Origin of the sequence: Campylobacter sp. 110 (assembly GCF_002383965.1) — a bacterium.
Taxonomy (GTDB): Bacteria; Campylobacterota; Campylobacteria; order Campylobacterales; family Campylobacteraceae; genus Campylobacter_D; species Campylobacter_D coli.
In genome coordinates this window covers 132216-151754 of record NZ_NXBD01000015.1, presented here as the reverse complement: position 1 = coordinate 151754, position 19539 = coordinate 132216, and the positions used below count along the sequence as shown (strand labels likewise).

The 19539-nt window shown below is 30.2% G+C and carries 14 protein-coding genes, 1 tRNA gene and 2 pseudogenes; 6 read left to right on the top strand and 11 right to left on the bottom strand.

The window, feature by feature from the left end; translation table 11 throughout:
• Positions 1–9: 9 nt before the first annotated feature.
• Together BGS43_RS01295 and BGS43_RS01290 are read right to left on the bottom strand one after the other, a co-directional pair.
• Positions 10–582, bottom strand: coding sequence for a hypothetical protein (locus tag BGS43_RS01295; protein WP_002825434.1), 573 nt, complete (start codon positions 580–582; stop codon positions 10–12).
• Between the two features lie 91 nt (positions 583–673).
• Positions 674–1768, bottom strand: a complete 1095-nt coding sequence (locus BGS43_RS01290; protein ID WP_025399002.1) for a YeiH family protein — start codon at positions 1766–1768, stop codon at positions 674–676.
• Positions 1769–1911: 143 nt separating this feature from the next.
• Here BGS43_RS01290 and BGS43_RS01285 point away from each other — a divergent pair, with 143 nt between their 5' ends.
• The gene (locus BGS43_RS01285; protein WP_025399003.1) at positions 1912–2793 is read left to right on the top strand and encodes a LysR family transcriptional regulator; all 882 of its coding nucleotides are present in this window, start codon (positions 1912–1914) and stop codon (positions 2791–2793) included.
• Positions 2794–2867: 74 nt separating this feature from the next.
• On the top strand, positions 2868–4733 hold the full coding sequence (rpoD, locus tag BGS43_RS01280; protein ID WP_096568512.1) for an RNA polymerase sigma factor RpoD: 1866 nt from the start codon (positions 2868–2870) through the stop codon (positions 4731–4733).
• Here rpoD and BGS43_RS01275 read toward each other — a convergent pair whose 3' ends face one another.
• On the bottom strand, positions 4734–5243 hold the full coding sequence (locus tag BGS43_RS01275; RefSeq protein ID WP_002822955.1) for a SixA phosphatase family protein: 510 nt from the start codon (positions 5241–5243) through the stop codon (positions 4734–4736).
• Positions 5240–5758, bottom strand: coding sequence for a rhomboid family intramembrane serine protease (locus BGS43_RS01270; protein ID WP_002822953.1), 519 nt, complete (start codon positions 5756–5758; stop codon positions 5240–5242). The genes BGS43_RS01275 and BGS43_RS01270 overlap by 4 nt, the downstream gene beginning before the upstream one ends.
• A 99-nt stretch (positions 5759–5857) precedes the next feature.
• Between BGS43_RS01270 and BGS43_RS01265 the strand changes: the two genes are divergently transcribed.
• A complete protein-coding gene (locus BGS43_RS01265; protein ID WP_052774015.1) occupies positions 5858–6274 on the top strand; it encodes a PepSY-like domain-containing protein in 417 nt (138 codons plus the stop codon).
• 54 nt (positions 6275–6328) lie between these two features.
• Here BGS43_RS01265 and BGS43_RS01260 read toward each other — a convergent pair whose 3' ends face one another.
• From BGS43_RS01260 to BGS43_RS01240, 5 genes are all read right to left on the bottom strand, one after another.
• The gene (locus BGS43_RS01260; RefSeq protein WP_096568509.1) at positions 6329–7933 is read right to left on the bottom strand and encodes an AAA family ATPase; all 1605 of its coding nucleotides are present in this window, start codon (positions 7931–7933) and stop codon (positions 6329–6331) included.
• Positions 7930–9186 carry a tRNA (N(6)-L-threonylcarbamoyladenosine(37)-C(2))-methylthiotransferase MtaB gene (mtaB, locus tag BGS43_RS01255; RefSeq protein WP_002779001.1) on the bottom strand — a complete coding sequence of 419 codons (1257 nt, stop codon included), beginning with the start codon at positions 9184–9186 and terminating at the stop codon, positions 7930–7932. The genes BGS43_RS01260 and mtaB overlap by 4 nt, the downstream gene beginning before the upstream one ends.
• Positions 9183–10754 (bottom strand): mechanosensitive ion channel family protein, encoded by a 1572-nt coding sequence (locus tag BGS43_RS01250; RefSeq protein WP_002779003.1) that lies wholly within the window; start codon positions 10752–10754, stop codon positions 9183–9185. Before BGS43_RS01250 ends, mtaB begins: the two co-directional genes overlap by 4 nt.
• On the bottom strand, positions 10751–11806 hold the full coding sequence (gene aroB, locus BGS43_RS01245) for a 3-dehydroquinate synthase (RefSeq protein ID WP_038851973.1): 1056 nt from the start codon (positions 11804–11806) through the stop codon (positions 10751–10753). Before aroB ends, BGS43_RS01250 begins: the two co-directional genes overlap by 4 nt.
• 166 nt (positions 11807–11972) lie before the next feature.
• On the bottom strand, positions 11973–13373 hold the full coding sequence (locus BGS43_RS01240; protein WP_096568506.1) for a COG3400 family protein: 1401 nt from the start codon (positions 13371–13373) through the stop codon (positions 11973–11975).
• 29 nt (positions 13374–13402) lie between these two features.
• On the opposite strand from BGS43_RS01240, the gene tgt reads away from it, so the two are divergent.
• The 3 genes and pseudogenes from tgt (at position 13403) to BGS43_RS01225 (ending at position 15420) form a co-directional block, all read left to right on the top strand.
• Positions 13403–14536: a tRNA guanosine(34) transglycosylase Tgt gene (tgt, locus tag BGS43_RS01235; RefSeq protein WP_002779009.1), complete on the top strand. Its 1134-nt coding sequence runs from the start codon at positions 13403–13405 to the stop codon at positions 14534–14536.
• Positions 14523–15289, top strand: a pseudogene (locus BGS43_RS01230) (CorA family divalent cation transporter). The gene tgt and the pseudogene BGS43_RS01230 overlap by 14 nt, the downstream one beginning before the upstream one ends.
• 54 nt (positions 15290–15343) lie before the next feature.
• Positions 15344–15420 (top strand) — tRNA-Arg (locus BGS43_RS01225).
• Positions 15421–15925: 505 nt separating this feature from the next.
• On the opposite strand, the pseudogene BGS43_RS01215 reads toward BGS43_RS01225, so the two are convergent.
• Positions 15926–18610: pseudogene (locus tag BGS43_RS01215) on the bottom strand (autotransporter outer membrane beta-barrel domain-containing protein).
• A gap of 413 nt (positions 18611–19023) precedes the next feature.
• On the bottom strand, positions 19024–19194 hold the full coding sequence (locus BGS43_RS09725; protein WP_002782155.1) for a hypothetical protein: 171 nt from the start codon (positions 19192–19194) through the stop codon (positions 19024–19026).
• Positions 19195–19539 lie beyond the last annotated feature (345 nt).

The following is a 19539-nucleotide window of genomic DNA, read 5'->3' as shown; positions in this document are numbered from 1 at the left end:
GGCTACTTTTTATTCTGCTAAATCAGCATTAAAACTGATATCCACCAAAGGCCAAGAAATTCCACCATGTCCTGCAGCAACATCGCTTAATGCTTTTAATGCTTTAGAACCATTTTTAAAAGTATGCAAATCAAGTTGTCCTTTAGCTTCAAATTTATTATCTTTGATAGTATAAGTTAAAGGCACAATAGTACTTTTTTTATCCATAGTAATTTTTGCTGAAATAACGCCTTTATTTTCACCCGCAATCACATCTTGAAAAACAACTTTAATATCCGTATCCCCCAATAAAGCAGGGAAAAATACTTTTGTGATATTATTCGTTATAATATCATTGCCTTCACCCATAAAAGCATTACTTGGCTTTATGGTAGCTTTAGCACCCTTAAGATAACTTGCCAAATCCTTTGTATTTTTAGAAAATTTATATTTAACATCTTTAAATTCTCCACCCACTCCTACCATATCTTCGGTCTTATATCCTTCAAAACTAACTTTCAAGCTATCTTGATTGAAAGAAACAGCACTCGAACTTGTTGCAAGTATCAAAGAGGCTGCGATGCTATAAAACATTTTTTTCATTTTTTTATCCTTTTTTAATAAAATTTTGATTTGCGTGAGAATTATAGCATATTTTTATAAAAAAATAATTTTTTCTAAATAGTAATTTTTATTACCAAAGTATACCTCGAAAAAATAGGGTCAGAAAATATCCTCCAAAAACCAAAACCAATCCCAAAACAAAAGCTAAACCAAAAACTCTTGAGCCACTTTTTAAGAATTTTTTAAAGTCGATTTGAAGTCCTAAAGCAGCCATAGCAAAAACAATACAAAGAGTGCAAAGTAATTTTCCAAAAGATATAATATCACTTGTAGAAATTCCAAGAAAATTTTCCCTACTTGCTAAATAAGTATTTATAACAATCACTCCTAAAAAAATAAATGCAAAATAAGGAATGCTTATATTTTTTGCTGTTTTTTCCCTACTTGAATGCTGATTTTTAGCAAAAAAATAAGTTACAATCAATAAAAATGGCACAAGCAAAATCACTCTCATCATCTTTATAATAATGGCAATATTTGAAGCACTTTGATCAAAATTTGCCATATCTTTCGCCATTTCAGCAGCTCCTGCAACATTGGCTACTTCATGTAAAGTTGCACCCATAAATATACCCATAGCATGTTGATTAAAATAAGGAAAAAGATCTAAAGAAAAAGCTATGGGATATAAAAACATAAAAACAAGCCCGAAAATCACCACTGTACCAACGGCTAGAATTCCTTTAAAGGGATCACTTTTTAAGCTTGATTCTAAGGCTAAAACAGCTGCTGCTCCACAAATAGCACTTCCAGCACCTACTAGCATGGAAGTTTCTTTATCTAGTTTAAAAACCTTTACACCCACAATCAAAGCTAAAATAAAAATAAAAAATATAACTATCATAGAAAGTATAAAACCTTTTAATCCCACACTTAAAAGTTCGGTTAGAGTAATATTAAAACCATATAAGATAATACCCAATCTTAAAAGTTTTTTAGCACTAAAGTGCACTCCTGCTTGTAAATGATGTTGGTATTTAAAAAACCAAGGTGAAAGCAGTGATCCTATAATAATAGCAAAGGCAGCTGCTGCCAAATGAGTCGTATCTTTAATACTTTGAACACTTGAAAGATACATCGCAAAAAACACTATAGAAGCTGTAAAAACCAAACCTTTAAAATTTGAAGTCAGTATATTTTTATAATGCTCTATTTTTTTTATCATATTTTTTCTCCTTTAATTTGCAATTATAAAATTACAATGAAATGTTTTCTTGCCATTATAGTCATTTTTATATTATAATAAAAATATATTATTTTAATTTTTATAATAAATTTTTTTAATCAAAAAAGATAGAAAGAACTTCAATGAAAATCAAAGATATGGAAATTTTTTTAGATCTTTTAAATACTCAAAGTCCTACAAATACCGGCAATAATTTTTCCATCACACAACCTAATGTTTCCATCATTATTAAAAATTTAGAGCAGGACTTAGGCGGAGCATTGTTTGAAAGACTAGGAAAAAAGCTTTTACCTACTCCAAAAGCTTTATATTTGGGTAAAATTTGGCTAAAACTTGTGCAAGATTATTACAAAAGCTTAGAAGAACTTAATGATGAAAATACCCTCTTAGGAGAAATCAAGATCGCCGCTACTCAAAGCATAGCTGAACACTTTCTTGCTCCTATTTTATTTGATTTTAAATCTGAATTTAGCAATGTTAAAATACATTTTCAAACTCAAAATTCAAAAGAATGTTTAAATTTATTAAAAAATGGAGATATAGAATTTGCTATTGTTGAAGCAGAACTTAATCCTACTTTAATAGACCATGAAGGATTAACAATGCAATTTTGGAAAAAAGATGAACTTGTAGTTGCTAGTAGTAATAAAAATTTAAGCCAAAAAGAATTTTATATCGATGAATTACTTGATCAAAAATGGATTTTGCGTGAAACAGGCTCAGGGCTTAGAGATAAATTTCTAAACGAAATAGGCGATGTTTCCAAAAAACTTAAATTCTTTCTAGAGCTTGATAAAATGTCTGCTATTAAAGAATTAGTCATTCAAAAAAATGCCATTTCTATTTTCTCTAAAAAAAGTATAGAAAAAGAATTAAAAAATTCAATTTTATATGAGGTAAAATTAAAAAATATTAATCTTTGGCGTAATTTTTATATCTTAAAAAGAAAAAATTATAATTTTAACAGGGCTTTGGAAAAATTTGAAAAAATATTTAAACAATAAGAACTAAATTTTATACAAATATTAAGCAAAATTTAGATAAAATCCAAGGCTTATATAAAAGTTAAGGAAGTTCAATGAATGCCAAAACCCAAGATATGGAACTTGAAGAGCTCTTTAAAGAAAACGAAAAAGATTATATCACTTACGAAAAATTAGTAAAATACTTCAGCAAGCAACCTAATTCAGCCACTGCCAAAAAAGTCCAAACTTTAATGAAAAAGTATAAAGTACAGTTATTTTCGGCTGCTGAAATTGCACAAATGAAAAATATAGAAGATGCAAAAAGATTGCAAGAAGAAAAACAAAAATTGCAAGATACTAGTCTTGAGAATGAATTTGATTTAGCCAATGAAAATGATTTGCTAGAATGGAGCAGATCGGATTCTCCTGTGCGTATGTATCTAAGGGAAATGGGGCAAATTGCACTTTTAAATAAAGATGAAGAAATCGAAATTTCCAAAAAAATTGAACTTGGTGAAGATATTATCATAGATGCTTTTTGTTCCGTGCCTTATTTGATTGACTTTATTTTAGATTATCGTGAACCACTGATCAATAGAGAAAGAAGAGTAAAAGAACTTTTCAAAAGCTTTGATGATGAAGAAAAAAATGATGATAAGCTTGATGAACTAGAGGACGAGGATGAAGAAAACGATGAAGAATTACAAAATGAAGAAGAAACTCCTAAAAAAACAAGCAAAAAAGAAGATGAAAGAACTTTAAAAGTCATAGAAAAATTTAAAGCTTTAGAGAAAGCAAAAAAAGATTGGCTAAAAGTTTCTAAAGATAAAGAAAGTGGAGATGAAATTTTAGACAAACTTGGAATTGCTTTTAAGAAAAATATTCTAAAAGAAAAGCTGATGGATCTAGGTCCAACTTCTAAACTCATCAGTGAAATTGTAAAATCAATGGAAACTGCCTTAAAAAGTGATGAGGAATTCGATAAAGAATTAAAACGCCTAGAATACCGCTTGCCAATGTTTTCTGAAGAATTAAAAAATCGTCATGCTAATATCTTAAAAGATATTACAAAATTAAGCAAGGAAGAAATTACCGAAAGAGCGCTTGAAACGACTATGGTAAGCACTTACATGGAGATAAAAAAACTTTTTCAAACCAAAGAAGCAAGCGAGAAAAGCTTTGACTTAGAAAAAGAGCGCTTGAAAGAAATTTTAGAGCAAATCAAACGAGGTAAAAAAATTTCTGATGAAGCTAAAACTAGAATGGCTAAATCAAATTTGCGTCTTGTTGTAAGTATTGCTAAGCGTTATACAAACCGTGGTTTACCTTTTTTAGATCTTATCCAAGAAGGCAATATAGGTCTTATGAAAGCAGTGGATAAATTTGAGTACAAAAGAGGATATAAATTTTCAACCTATGCAACTTGGTGGATAAGACAAGCTATTTCAAGAGCGATCGCAGACCAAGCTAGAACTATAAGAATACCTATTCATATGATAGAAACCATCAATCAAATCAATAAAATTATACGCGAGCATTTGCAAAAAGACGGAAAAGAGCCTGATGTAAGTGTTATAGCCAAAGAAGTGGGACTGAGTGTGGATAAGGTTAAGCAAGTGATTAAAATCACAAAAGAGCCTATTTCACTTGAGGCGCCTATTGGTAGTGAAGATGATGGCAAATTTGGGGATTTTGTAGAAGATAGAAATTCACTCTCGCCTATGGATCACATTTTAAAAGATGATTTAAAAGAGCAAATTGATGAAGTTCTTGATCAACTAAACGATAGGGAAAAAGCAGTTATTCGTATGCGTTTTGGTCTAATGGACGATGAAAGCGATAGAACCTTGGAAGAAATAGGCAAAGAATTAAATGTTACACGCGAAAGAGTAAGACAAATAGAAAGCTCTGCAATTAAAAAACTCAAACATCCAAAAGTGGGTAGAAAACTCAAAAACTATATCGAGGGTTGGAAGTAATTAATCCAACTCCTTTTCCTCTTTTAATTTTCTCACATGTTCAAAAAATATCACTTTTCCGCTATGCGCTTTTAAATCCTTAAAGTCTTCTATGTCAAATTCTAAGCAAAGCATAGATGAAGTAGGAAAAGAAGTCAAACATAAAGAGCCTAAAAATTCTCCAAGCTCCATTAAAGTAGGATTATGCCCTACTAATAAAACTTCATTATATTTTTTATCGACAGTTTGTAAAATTTGATATATTTTAGACAAATTAGCAAGATAAAGCTCATCTATAAATTGAATTTTTTCCTTGTCAAAATTATAAAATTCGGCTATTTTTTTAGCTGTCTTAGCAGTGCGTTTAGATGAACTTGAAAGTATAAAATCAAATTTTATCTCATGGGTTTTTAAATTATAAAAAAGCTTTTCTAAATCTTCTTTACCTCTTTTACTTAACTTCCTATCAAAATCTTGCACTTCCTCATCCTTGACAGCCTTTGCATGTCTTAATATATATATTTTTTTCAAATTTTTCTCCTTAACTTCCCTAAAAAATATCCACAAATAAAACCAAAAATATGCCCATACCATGCGACATTTACACCCATAAGCAATGGAGCAAAACTCATTAGTAAAATAGCGACTATAAGACCCTTTGTACTACTTTTATCAAGAAAAGCATAATACCCCATCAAAACACAAATTGCTCCACTTGCTCCTACAAGATTTATCATTCCACCAAAATAATAAAAAGAAAAATATACATAAAAAGCACTCAAAAGTGAGCACATTAAGCCACCTATTAAATATAACAAAAAGAAACGCAAAGCACCTAAATAAGACTCTAAAATACGACCAAATTGAAATAAAACTATCATATTAAGGATGAGATGAGTTAAATTTCCATGCATAAACATTGAACTTAAAATTTGCCAATAAGCTCCTTTGAAAAACAAAATATTTAACCCAAGCAAATTATAATACCCATAAGGAATTGTAAAATAAAATAAGATATTTAAGAGAATCAGTAAAATTACAACCAAAAATAACCTTTAAAACATTTATGTTATTGTCTTGAAATTCACATAAAATTCACATAAATTCACTAAAATTTAGTGCAAAATAATAAATAGGAAAAACTTTTGAAAATAAAATTTTACGGCATTATAGCTATCTTATCCACTTTTTTAAACGCTGATATGATAATATCTCCCGATGAGCTTCCAAGTATTTCTAAAGAATTTTTAAAAAATAATTTTCAAGCTCCCATAGGTATAGTACAAAGAGATAAGCACGCTTATGAGGTTTATTTGAGCGATGGGACAGAATTAGAATTTGAAAGCGATGGTTCATGGAAAGAGATAGAAAGCAAGGTCTTTCCTTTTGATTTAAATTTTTTACCTCCAAATTTAACAAATATCATTCAAAACAAATTTCCCAACACAAAAACTAGAGAAATCGAAAGAAAAATCAATTATTACAAAATCAAGCTTACTAACAATATAGAAGTACATATTGATTTTAATGGTACGATTTTATATACAGAATATGACGACTAAAACAATTTATTAAAGTCTAAGATAGATGACAAAATCTAAAGCCATATAGATACTTTAAACCTGAACTACTTCTTTAACATCGTTATATTCTATCTTTTCTTTTTCAAGTAAAATTTTAGCAAGCGTTGAAATTTTTTCTTTTAAAGGGAATAAAAACTCATCTAGCTCCCTTTTAATTTCGTTTAAATTTGGTTCTTCAAGCATACCAAAGCTTATCATATAATCAAACAATTCTTTAACTTTTAAAAAATCATTCTGTGAGTTTGTATAGCTTTCATTATAAATCAAACTCATAGCTCTAGAGCCTGCTAAATAAACCTTAATGCGATTGATAAGTTCTGATTTTGAGCGAATGGCATGCTCGTATTCCTTAAAACGATCTTCAATAAGAGTAATTTTCTCAAATCCTATATCAAAATAATACGCACTCAAAGCTTTTGCGGCCTGATAAGTCGCTTGTATACCCTTTTCTTCATCATTAAAACTTAGAATTTTTTTCTTTCCTAAAAGCACCTTATTTAGTACAGCATAAAAATCGCTTTCTTCCACCAAAGAACTATTTCTTCTTAAAGCATTAATAGCCGCTTCATTAATCAAGGTTTCAAGTCCGGCACCGCTAAAACCTACACTTGCTTTTGCAATTTTATTTAAATCAATATTGTTATTTTTACCCTTCATGTAAATTTCTAAAATTTTAAGCCTATCTTTAAAATCTGGCAAAGATAAAAAAATTCTCCTATCAAAACGCCCTGAACGAAGTAAAGCAGGATCCATTAGCTCGATTTTATTAGTCGCGGCGATTACGATAACACCACTATTATCTTCAAAACCATCCATTTGGGTTAAGAGTTGATTTAAGGTGCTATCTCTTTCGACATTAGACATTTCACCCCTTGCTTTACCCACCGCATCAATTTCATCAATAAAAATAATACTTGGAGCCATCATTTTAGCTCTAGAAAAAAGCTCCCTTACTCTTTTAGCTCCCATTCCTACATAAATTTCAACAAAACTTGATCCGCTTTGATAAAAAAAAGGTACCCCTGCTTCGCCTGCAACCGCCTTAGCAATCAAAGTTTTCCCTACCCCTGGAGGACCTACCATTAAAACACCCTTTGGCATTTTTACACCAAATTCTTTGTATTTTTTAGGATTTTGCAAAAAATCCACAAGTTCACTAAGCTCCATTTTTACTTCACTCACGCCTGCTACATCATTAAAGGTGATATTAGAAATCACAGGTTTTATATTGGAACTTTCTAAATTTGTGGTAGAAGTTTGGGTTTGAGTTTTACTAGATATAGGATACTTAGCTAATTCTTTTTTTCGTGCAAAATAAACAAAACTTAATAAAAGCGCGATAAGAAATACAAATATAACAAAAAATACCCACAAAGTACTGTCTTTTTTGATTTCCACAGGAACTTTTGATAAAAGGGTTTTAATATCTACACCATCTTTTACGATCACATAGCTCTCACCCTTAGCTTTAAGCCAAATTTCATCCTTATCAATCACTGCTTTTTCGATTAAATTTTGACTTAATAAACTTTGGTAAAGATTTTCATCTATGTATTTAGGTTCATTTTTAAAATACAAAATTCCAAAAAGCAAGCACAAGATAAGAAAAGATATCAATATGATTTTTTTGTTTTTCATTTTTTACCCTCTAAGTCTGCGAAATTATGCTTTTCTTGCACTTCATATCGCTCTAATTTTAGCCATTCTTTTGCTATATCTTTACTGCTTTTGATTTTTATTTTATTAAAAAACTGATCATAACCTTCAAAAAAACCATCTTTTTGATTTTCAACTAAAATTTCAAGTGGAGTTTTAACTCTTTTTCTAAATTCATAGTTATTATTTTCTATAATAACTTTTAAAGTATTTAATCTTTCTTTAGCCACAGCACCATTTATAGTATCTTTCATGGTGGCTGAATGCGTGTTGTTTCTAGGGCTAAAAATAAAAGCATGGATATGAGTAAGTGGAAATTCTTGAAAATGCTTTAAAGCCTCATGCCAAAGCTCCTCGGTTTCCCCTGGATGCCCTACGATAAAATCGGTCCCCAAAGCATATCCTTTACTGGCTATGGTATTAAAAAGCTTCAAGTCATTATCTGTATGCGATCTTCTTCTCATGATGCGAAGCATTTTTTCACTTGTATGTTGCAAAGCGATATGTAAATGTCGCTCCATCCATCTTTCATCTAAAATTTCTAAAAAACTTTCATCAATTTGAGCAGGCTCAAGACTACCAAGTCTTATGCGTTTTATACCTGAAATTTGACCCATTTTTTGCAAAAGCTTACCTAGTGTTGTTCCATTTTTAAGTCCGTAAGAACCTATGTTTGTACCTGTTAAAACCACTTCACTATAGCCATTTGCTCCTAAAATTTCAACCTGCCTTAACAAAGCCTGCTCATCAACACTTCTTGATTTCCCACGCACGCTAGGGATAATACAATAAGAACAAGCAAAATCGCAACCTTCTTGAATTTTAACAAAGGCTTTAGTGTGATTTTCGTACTCACAAACTATATCTTTATCAATAAAATTTAAATTTCCAAGCTCGTAAAAACTTGTTTTTAAACCCAAAAATTCATTGATTTTATCTTTATTTGATGCTCCAAGCACCCCAAAAACTTGTTTTTTATCCAAAAGTTCTTTGCCTTTACTCACTGCACCACAACCCGTAAGTATAACTCTAACACCCTTTTTTTGCATGGAATTAATATAAGACTTTATTCCGCTGTCTGCACCATTGGTAACAGTGCAAGAATTAACTACGATAATCTGTGCTTTTTCTTCATCATTTACAATTTCATAATCTTTTACATAGCTTTTCAAAAGCTCTGTATCGTATATATTGGTGCGACATCCAAAGGTTTTAAAAAAAACTTTTTCTTTCAATTGTTATCCTTTGTATGAAAATGCATAGAATTATAATGAGTCTCAAAAGGAGCTTGATTTAAATTTCCTAAATATAAATTTTGAGATGGATAAGCTATTTTAATATCCTCATGCTTGTTAAATTCTTTAATAATCTCTTTACTGATAGCGCTTCGAAGTATCAATGCTGCGTATGAATTTGTCATATACCAAGCAGATATTCTCATCCCCCAATGTTCAAAAAAGACAAAAAATCTAGGTTCTACTTTGGGATTTCTTATGCTGTATTCATTTTGCAGTCTTTTCATTGTTTTTTTGGCTAGTTCTGTATAGCCCTTTGCTAGGCGGTTGACAACTTCTTCAACTATAGCTTGAGCTTTTTCTATGTTAGAATCAAAAGTAACGCTAATATCTATACCATCTAAAATCGTTTTCATTCCATGATGAGTATAATTAGAAATAAGATTTGTAAAAACATAATTATTGGGTATGAAAACAATACGCCCTGCTCTACGATTTTTACTATAAGTTTCAAGTGTAATATCTTCATATAAAGTGATACGCAAAAAAGAAATATCTATAATATCCCCCACATAAGTAGTATCATTTTGAAAAACTTTTACACGATCCCCTACTCTAAAGCTTCCACCAAAAACGATCACACACCATCCAAGCATAGACATAAACATATCTTTCATAGCAATAGCTAAGCCTGCTGATGCAAAACCAAGTATAGTAACAAGATAGGTTATATTTTCTATATAAGCAAAAAGCAAAATAAGAAAAATGATATTAAGGTTAATAAAATTGATGATCTTTGTTGCTGTATAGTATCTTTCATTATCCTTTATGTATTTTTTAGCAACAAGTTTTAACATAAAAGCAATAGCTACAACAATAACAATAGCTATGACTATATTAATCGCTCTTAAACCCTGCGCTTTGATTTCAGCACTTACTCTTGCAATTTCATCATCAATCTTTTTTTCATAAACAGAATAAGAAACACTAGCAAATTTTAAGGCTTGATCAAATTCTTCAAGTTTTTTATCTGATGCTTTTAATGCTTCTATATTTTCGATATTTGATTCTAGATTGACTAATTCTTTGAGTTCTAAATTCTTTTCTCTGATTTTTTCTACCAAATTCTTAAAATCATTAAATTTAAAGGCATATTCTTCTTTTTCTCCTCTTAATTTTTTAATATGAGAAAAAGCCCCAATAATCGCAAAAGGATTGGTGAGCTTAGATAAAGTTTCTATATCTTCAGGTGCACTAAGACTATGGGCAAAGTTTAATTCTTTATACTCTTTAAGAACATTAAGCTGTTCTTCTAAAGTTGCTATTTTTCGTTTTAATTCATCTTGTAAATGCACATCTTCTATTTTTTTTAATTCTAAATTTAAGATAATAAGTTCATCATTTATATCTTGATATTTGATAAAATTTTCATAGCGTACATCCCAAATACTAGCTCCAATGACAGTGTCTAAATTGCTTATTTTTTCATTGATATTATTAATAATAGTGCGATTTATATCGCCAAAAGCAAAAAGACTAAAGCAAAGTAAAAGAAGGATTTTTCTCATTGAAATTCTTCCAAGGTTTCCAATATCATTTCTTTGGCAATATCACCTTTTATGAGTCCCTTGCCCAAAGAATTTGCAAGAATGAAATTTAATTTTTGATTAGCACTTTTTTTATCCATGAAAAAAGCCTCATAAAACTCGTTGATGTTTTCGATTTTATAATGCGTTGGCAAATTAAATTGAAGTAAAATTTTTTCTATTCTCTCGCATTCTTCTTTACTTAATAATCCTAATTTTAAAGCCAAGCGATTTGCCATATTCATCCCTATAGCCACTGCTTCACCATGTAAATATTGTTTATAATCTGTAAAATTTTCTATCACATGAGCAAAGGTATGACCATAATTTAAAAGCATTCTTAAGCCTGATTCCTTCTCATCACACTCCACAACTCTTGCCTTAAGCTCTACGCTTTTAGAAATAATTTGAGTAAAAATTTCGTTTTCGCAAGTCGCATTTAAAAAACTTTCCTTATCAATCGCTTCTATAAATTCAAGCAAATCCCTATCAAACATTGCTGCCATTTTGATAAATTCAGTCATCCCTGCGGCCAATTCTCTTCTACCTAAGGTTCTTAAAAATTCACTTTCGCAATACACAGCTTTAGGCTGATAAAAAGTGCCTATTAAATTTTTTCCAAAAGCATTATTAACTCCTGTTTTGCCACCTACTGCAGCATCCACACAAGCTAAAAGCGTAGTAGGGATATTGATAAAATCAATCCCCCTTTGATAAATACTTGCCGCAAATCCACCCATATCGCTAATTACTCCACCTCCAAAGCTTATCAATATACTTTTTCGGTTAAGTTTGGAATTAAACATTTGATTTAAAATTTTTTCCAAAGTGAGTAAATTTTTGTATTCTTCACCATCTTCTATCGTCGCTATAAAAAGCTCTTTAGCCTTAATTTTAGACAATAGTGTTTTTAAATGGAGTCCTGAAATTTTAGGATTTGAAAGTATAAAAACCTTCGTATCTAATTCTAAATTATCCAACTCGTCTATATAAACCTTGTAAGCGTTTTCTTTTAAATCTACATTTATTTGCATTGTTCTACTTTTATTTTGAAATTAAATCTATTCTAGCAAATTAGGGCTAATCATTTTCTTAGTTCTAAGCCATAAAGCTAAGAAAATTTAAAATAAAAATCTTTTTTGAAACACTAAAAAACAAGCTCCTAAAAAATAATACTTTATCATAAGCCTTAAATGATTCTCATTCTACAGGTATGAAAAGTTGATAATTTTGCCTCATTTTAGAATAATGTCTATTGAGATTAGTGCTTAAACTTTTGCTAAATTCTCCCTCCAAAAGCTCTTTTTCAAAACTCACAAATTGCAACAAATCTGCACGGTAAGATAAAGATAAAATAGGATTTTCATCATTTTTGCTTATAATTTGGATATTCTTATCGTAAAGCTTAGATAAACTTCCAAAATACTCCTCCATATCTGTAGTATTTTGCAAATTAGGATTATAATAATACAAAGTAATATCAAAATCAAGTTGCTTACTAAGATCTGTGATCACATTTGCATTATTTTCAAGTTCGGTTTCATTAGTACTTAAAATAACAGCATTTTGAATATTTTCGAATTTACCCTCACCTATTTTCAAAATAGGAATTTTCAATTCAAAAAAAGTTTTTTTCTCTTGCTCAAAATGTTTAAAATCTGTAAGAATAATACCTATATCATTATTTTCCGAGAAAGAATTTAAATTTGCAAAATCTGTATTAAAAAAATCAAAAAATATACTTTCTTGCTCATCTGAAAGTTGCTTCATTTTATCATATAAAGCACCCAATTTAGGATTAAGCACCCTTATAAAAAATTTCTTAGCATTGCTTTTTTTAACCAATTGCAAAGTGGTATCTAGTAATCTTTCTTGTGTATCTTCACTCATTTTTTTCATATCAATAAGAGTGAAGATATTACTCCCAAAAGGAAGTGGAAATTGTCCTGCTTTACCTCTGATATTGTGAAAAATACTTTGAAGAACAGCGGGATCACCTACGATTAAAATGCTATCATTAGGCTGTAAAACAAAAGATGGCTTAACAAAATAAATTTTAGAATTTCTATAAATGAGTACTATACGCCATCTTTTTTGCTGTATGGAGCTAATATGCCTGTATGCAAAAATCGACCCTGCAGGAATTTTAACTTCCATAACCTCCCCAACACCCAATCCAACACAATAAGCCGTTAAAGCAATATCAGGCAAAAAATCCATAAATCTTCGGCTCAAAGTCATTCTAGCATCGGCTAAATTTGCATGAACATCATTAATATTCAAACCCCAAAAATCCATGATCTCAATCTCTAAATTTGCATCTAAAGAACGCAAAGCTTCGTAGGTTTTTTTAGTTTCAAATTCATCTTGCATATAGATAAAAGCTTGTTTGAAAGATTTATTCATAAGAGTTTCAAGGCGGGCTGTGCTAGTGGGATCAAAATGATGAAATTCAATATATTCGCTATTTGCACCTAAATTTATATTTTCTTCATTTTGGCAAACTATGGTAAAAAAATATCCCAAGCCTTTTTCAAAACAAAGCCTTTCTAAGAAATGCTTTGCTAAAATACCATCAATTATTATTAAAATATGATTCATTTTGCACTCCAAAAAGGAAATTATAACAAATGGAATTTAAATTAAAGCATAAAGACAACCTAGCTAGAGTATGTGAGATAACAACAGCTCATAGCACTTTTGAAACCCCTATGTTTATGCCAGTAGGCACAGTAGGTGCTGTAAAAAGCCTTGATGCAATTGATCTTAAAGAACAACTTAATGCAAAAATCATCCTAGCAAACACTTATCATATGTATTTAAGGCCTGGTTCTAAAATCGTAAAACATTTTGGTGGTTTGCACGGCTTTACAAAATTTGATAGAAGTTTTCTTACTGATAGTGGTGGCTTTCAAGCTTTTTCACTTTCTGCTAATTCTAAACATTTTCAAGAGGGTATAGAATTTAAAAGCCATATAGATGGTTCTAAGCATTTATTTACTCCTAAAAGCGTATTAGATACTCAATATGATTTAAATAGTGATATCATGATGATACTAGATGATCTTATCGCCCTTCCTGCTACAAAAGAACGCATTAAAGTTTCAGTAGATAGAACTATAAAATGGGCAAAAGAAGCGATTGATTATCACAAACAAATGCAAATTCAAGGACTAGGTCTAAAACAAAATATTTTTGGAATCATACAAGGGGGAACCGATTATGAAGAACGCAAACGCTGTGCTTTAGCCCTTAATGAAATGGATTTTGATGGACTTGCTATAGGAGGACTTAGCGTAGGTGAAGAAAATGCTCTTATGTATGAAACTGTGGAAAATTTAAACCCTTTTTTAGATGAAAATCGCCCCCGCTACCTTATGGGGGTTGGAACTCCTGAGGATTTGGTTGAAAACATAGAGCGAGGGGTGGATATGTTTGATTGTGTTATGCCTACTAGAAATGCTAGAAATGGAACTTTTTTCACCAATTTTGGCAAATTTAATATCAAAAGAGCTGAATTTATCAACGATCATGAAAGCATTGATAATGAATGCTCATGCTATACCTGTCGTAATTTCTCACGCGGATATTTAAACCATCTTTTTAAAGCTAAAGAATTAACCTTTTTTCGCTTGGCTAGTTTGCATAATTTACATTATTATTTAACCTTAGTAGCGCAAGCACGAGAGGCGATAAAAAAGTCTGAATTTAAAAAATTCAAATACGAATTTTACGCCAAAAGGCTAACCAATGGTATGCGATGAGAATTTAAGCAAATTTCTTGCAAATAAAAATTTAAATACTTTATATATGGATTTTTTAGGGCAAAAAATTTTGATTTTAAATTCTTACAGCTCAAAAACAAAAAAGGCGAATTTCAGTGTTTTTGGATTTGAGGATGATACAATTTTCAAACTTGAAAATGCTCAATTTAAACCTTTTTCTTTAAATGATTTTTTAAGCACCATTCGGGCTATTTTAGAGGATTGTAAAAATGAAAATGCTTACTTTGAACGCATTTTAGAACGCAAAGAAAATATACTTTTAAAAGGCAATTTGATCAAAAATTTCTTTAAAAAAAGTTTTATCCTAAAACAAAAAATCAATAAAAATTTAAAAAACCTTTCCTTGCTTGATGAGGCATTGAATTTATTAGCAGGGACAAGCCCGCATAAAAAAAGCTTTAAAGCCTATTATCTTTGCTGTCGGGGTTACATTAAAAAACAACAAAGAAATTATCGCTAGATTAAACGAGCTTCATTTATTAATGAGTGCAATTAAAAATGAAAAAATGAATCAAAGCTTATATTTTTTAAGCATATTATCTGCAATATTTTTACCTCTTAATCTGATAGTAGGTTTTTTTGGTATAAATACCAATGATTTATTTTTAAGCAATGTTAAACATGCAACTTGGTATGTTTTTGCTCTTATATGTTTTATTTTATTAAGCGGCTTAATCGTTTATCGCAAAAAAGAAAGAATTAGAATTTGAAGATAAAATCTTAAACAAATAACCTAATTTTAAGAAAATTTTTTATACAATTACATCTTTAAAAATACAAAAAGATGCGCTCATAGCTCAGCTGGATAGAGCATTTGATTGCGGTTCAAAAGGTCAGAGGTTCGAATCCTCTTGAGCGCACCATTACTTCTTATATCAATTTATCTCACTTAACAAATAAAAGCCAATAAATCAAAACTTTGTAAAAATGGTAATTAATATCTTTTGATCAATTCAAAAATATGTGCAAAAAATTTCTTCTAAGAATTTACATATATTTTATATGCTTATAAAAAGATGAAAGATTATCAACGATAAACAATTAAAAATTAAGCTGTATTTAAAAAATTTTCATTCTCTTTTATACTTTTCTACATCACTTTGCAAGTCTAAATAAATGATTTTATCTTTTCTTGTATTATAAATATAATCTTTAAGTAGCTTTTATAGCTTTTATTGCTTTAAAATCCTTACTTTTATATATAGCAATTTGCAAAAACTAAAACTCTTTAAACATTAGCAAAGATTACTTGAAAATTTAAAAAGGATAAATATAAAACAAAGATCAACAAAAAACAATTTAAGTTTAAAAGTATAAAATAAAGCCTAATAATATCATAATCACAAGGCTTTATTTTTTTGTGTTTTACTAAAACTTAGCTCCTACTTCAAGTTTGGTGCTAAAGTCTATATTATCTTTAATATCACTTGAAAGCATTAATCTTGTAAAGAAAGATTGATTATGAGTAAAATCAATTCCTCCTTGTAGGTATAAAGAACCTTGATTGCTTAGTTTGCTTTTGGTATAGAATTTATTTAAACTTGCATCTTTAAAGCTGGCATTGTTTTTTAAAGAGTCTAAGAAATAATGATTCCATCCACCCAAGAAATAAAAATTCACAATAGCTTTGCCACTCATACCTTTTTCATAATTTACATTAAATCCCATAAAAAAATTTAAAGCATGGAAATTTTTTAGAATCAATATTTAAAGCTGTAGAGTTCTGATTTTCTTTATTGATAGCGAAGTGATGTAAGAAGCTGTGTTCTATATAAGCTAAAGGTCCATAGCTTACCCCATAGTGATTAAAGCTTTTACCTATACCTACCATTTCACTGGTAAGATAAGAATTAAACTTAGAATTATAATTTGCACTAAAAGCTCCTATGTTTACATTTCTATTAAGCTTGGTGTGCTCATAACCCATTCTAAAACTTCCTAAAAGATAAAAATCTTCTAAATCATATTTAGAAAAAATGTCTGCATATGCCCCTGTGGTTTTTGTATTAGCTAAGGTATCATCTATATCTATATTATTAGTATTTAACACCAAATTAAATCCTAAATTGAAACTATCAAATCCCTTAATAGCTTTAGCCTTTACTCCACCTCCATAGCCTTATAAGCATCAAAATCTCCATTAGCTCTTGAGCTTTGATAAGTTCCAAATGGGGTTACGAAGCTTTGCCATTCATTGGCATATTCTTTTCTTACATCGCTTAGGGTTTCTTTATTGAGCTCCTCTTGGAAATCTAAAGAAATTTTAGCACTGTCTAAATAAGCTTTAGCATTAAGCTCGTTTAAACCCTGAGCTATGGTTTGTGCATCTGTAGCAAAGTCCAATTCTTTAAAAAGCAAAGCAATATCTTCATATTTTCCATTCTGAGCTAAAGAATTTAAAGCATAAGCTAAAGAAATATCGCTTGAATTTTTAATATAAGGAGTATAATCACGAACAACTCCTAATTCTTTTGTATTTGCATCATAGATAAAATTTAAAATAGGAGAAAAATCAAGACTATTATCATAAACAATAGAATTAAAAGCACCTTGAATTTGATTTGCGCTAATTAAATCAGGATCTAACACTACTTTATCTTTATAAAAGTCTTTTAACATGTAAAAATTAAAAGCTCCTGCTAAATTAGCATTACCTCCTACATATACTAGACTTTGTCCATTAGCATTAATACCCGCGGTTAGGATAGCATTTGAATCCTGAGTGAAATTGTTTTTAATATATAATAAAGAAGGGTTGATGCCATCTGCACTGAGTAGGCTAAAATGGGCTTTATTGTTTAAATCATAAACAAAAGCACTACCTTGTAGATTAAGATTCTCATTAACATTCATTTTAAAATTATCATAACCTAATACATTAGCTTTAACACTCCAAGTATTATCTAAAGCATTGAAAGCAGCTCTTGATAAGCTAGAAGAACCAAAATTAAGATCTGTATAAAAGCTATCTTTGTATTGATTTGCTAATTTTTCATTATTAGGATCCCAATTAGAGATAATATCTCCTTCTACCTTAGCCCCTTGCACTATGTTGATAGTGTTTACATAAGCATTATCAGCTATATAAATGGAAGCTAAAGAGCCTATAGCAGAGCTAGCAGTATTAAGATTTAAGCTTTTAACCAAGGCTCCATCTAGGTTATACTCCGCAAGATCGTCTTGATTATTACCAGACATTTGATGTATATAAGAGCCACGGTATTCTTCAGTATTGCCCAGAGTGTTATCCCCAAAATCTATATTAATAGCTATACCCTCTTTACCTGTAGCTTTTAATTCTCCATTATGTTCAATAACATGATCTTTTCCATAAGCGATTAATAAAGCATTAGAATAATCCCCTAAGGTATAAACCTTAGTATCATTGGCTATAATCAATTGGTTATTCGATCCATCTATACGAATACCACTTGCAGCTACGCCACTTGATAAAATATCATGGCTTTGAGTGGCTATATTATTTTTACCATAGATATGCAAACTCACTCCGTATTCTGTAGGATTGTATTCTCCTATAAGCCATTTGCCATCTTTTCTAGCATAATAACCATGATCGCTTTGCCAGTTTAAAAGATTGCTTTCGTAAATAGAATCTCCATAATAAAGTTTTCTATCAAAATTATAACCTATATCCTGAAGCAAGGCTAATTCTGCTTCCATATAGAAGTTATAATTACGCCAACCTTGATGACTCATTAAAGAATTATCAAGCTCAATATGAGACATATCTAATATAATCCCTTCCCAAGCATTGATAGGAATACCATTAACCCCATCATAACCCAGTTTAGCATTTTTAATAACTTCTGCGACATTTTCTCCTTTAAAATAAACATTGCCCGAAGCATTGCTAAGACTATTAATATAAACACCATCGTCCTTAACTAAGAAAACCGTCTCTCCTTTTAACTTAGCTTCTTCTACCTCTGCTTGGGTTTTAACTATTCTCATTCCTATTTGAGCTTTTACTCCATTAAGATCATATAAATGATCACTAAAACTGTTTAAAAAACCGTTAAAACATTGTCCCAAATTTCCTCCACAACTACCAGCTAAAGATAACACGCCTAAAGCATGAAAAAGCTCATGGGTGAAGGTAGAAAAAGTATCAAACTGATTCCCATTTTTAGGTAGGGTAGTAGGATGAGAAGCTATATACCAATCAAGCTTTCCCATATTAATATGCCCTAAGTATTCTACACTTGCTTTAGTAAAAAAACCTTCTGATACACCTATAAGTTCTTGTCTAATAGTATCTATACTTTCTCCTTGCAATACCCTATTAAATATAGGATTAGAAAAGAAATCATAAGATAATGCATTGGCATTTGGAATATCAAAGGTACTTACACTGATAGGAATGGGGGAAGAATTGATTGCACTAGCTCCTATAATATTAGCCCAAAATTGAGTCGCACGAATGATTTCATTTCTTTGGATCTCATTTAAAGTATAGGAAGAGGCAACAGTTTCACCAAAAAAACCGTATTTTCTCCTTTATTGTAAAAATCAAGTTTAAAAATAGGTTTATCTTCATTATAAATAATAGTAGTATCATAAGCATTGGCTAAATTTGTACTTAAGATTAAAGCCAGAAGCATTTTATAAAAACGCATACTTACTCCTTAGATAGGCATATTTTTGTCCGCGTAATTGTATAGATGTGATAATAAAATTTTGCTTTAACTTCCACCATCAACACCTTTGTGTCCTACGCTTGTAAAGCTACCCACCTCTCTTTCATCTCTAAATAATCCATAGCTTTCTACACTATAATTTATCATGGTATGTAAAACAACAAGATATTTTCTGCTTGCATCTTACAACCAATCTCAAATATCATCACCCGAACTCTCGTCCTTTAGCGCCTTTAAAATATGCTTTCTCTCTGTAATATCTCTTCTCTTATCTCTTTATCAAAATATAAACTCCACTATAATTGCTTGTAATTTCTTTAAAAA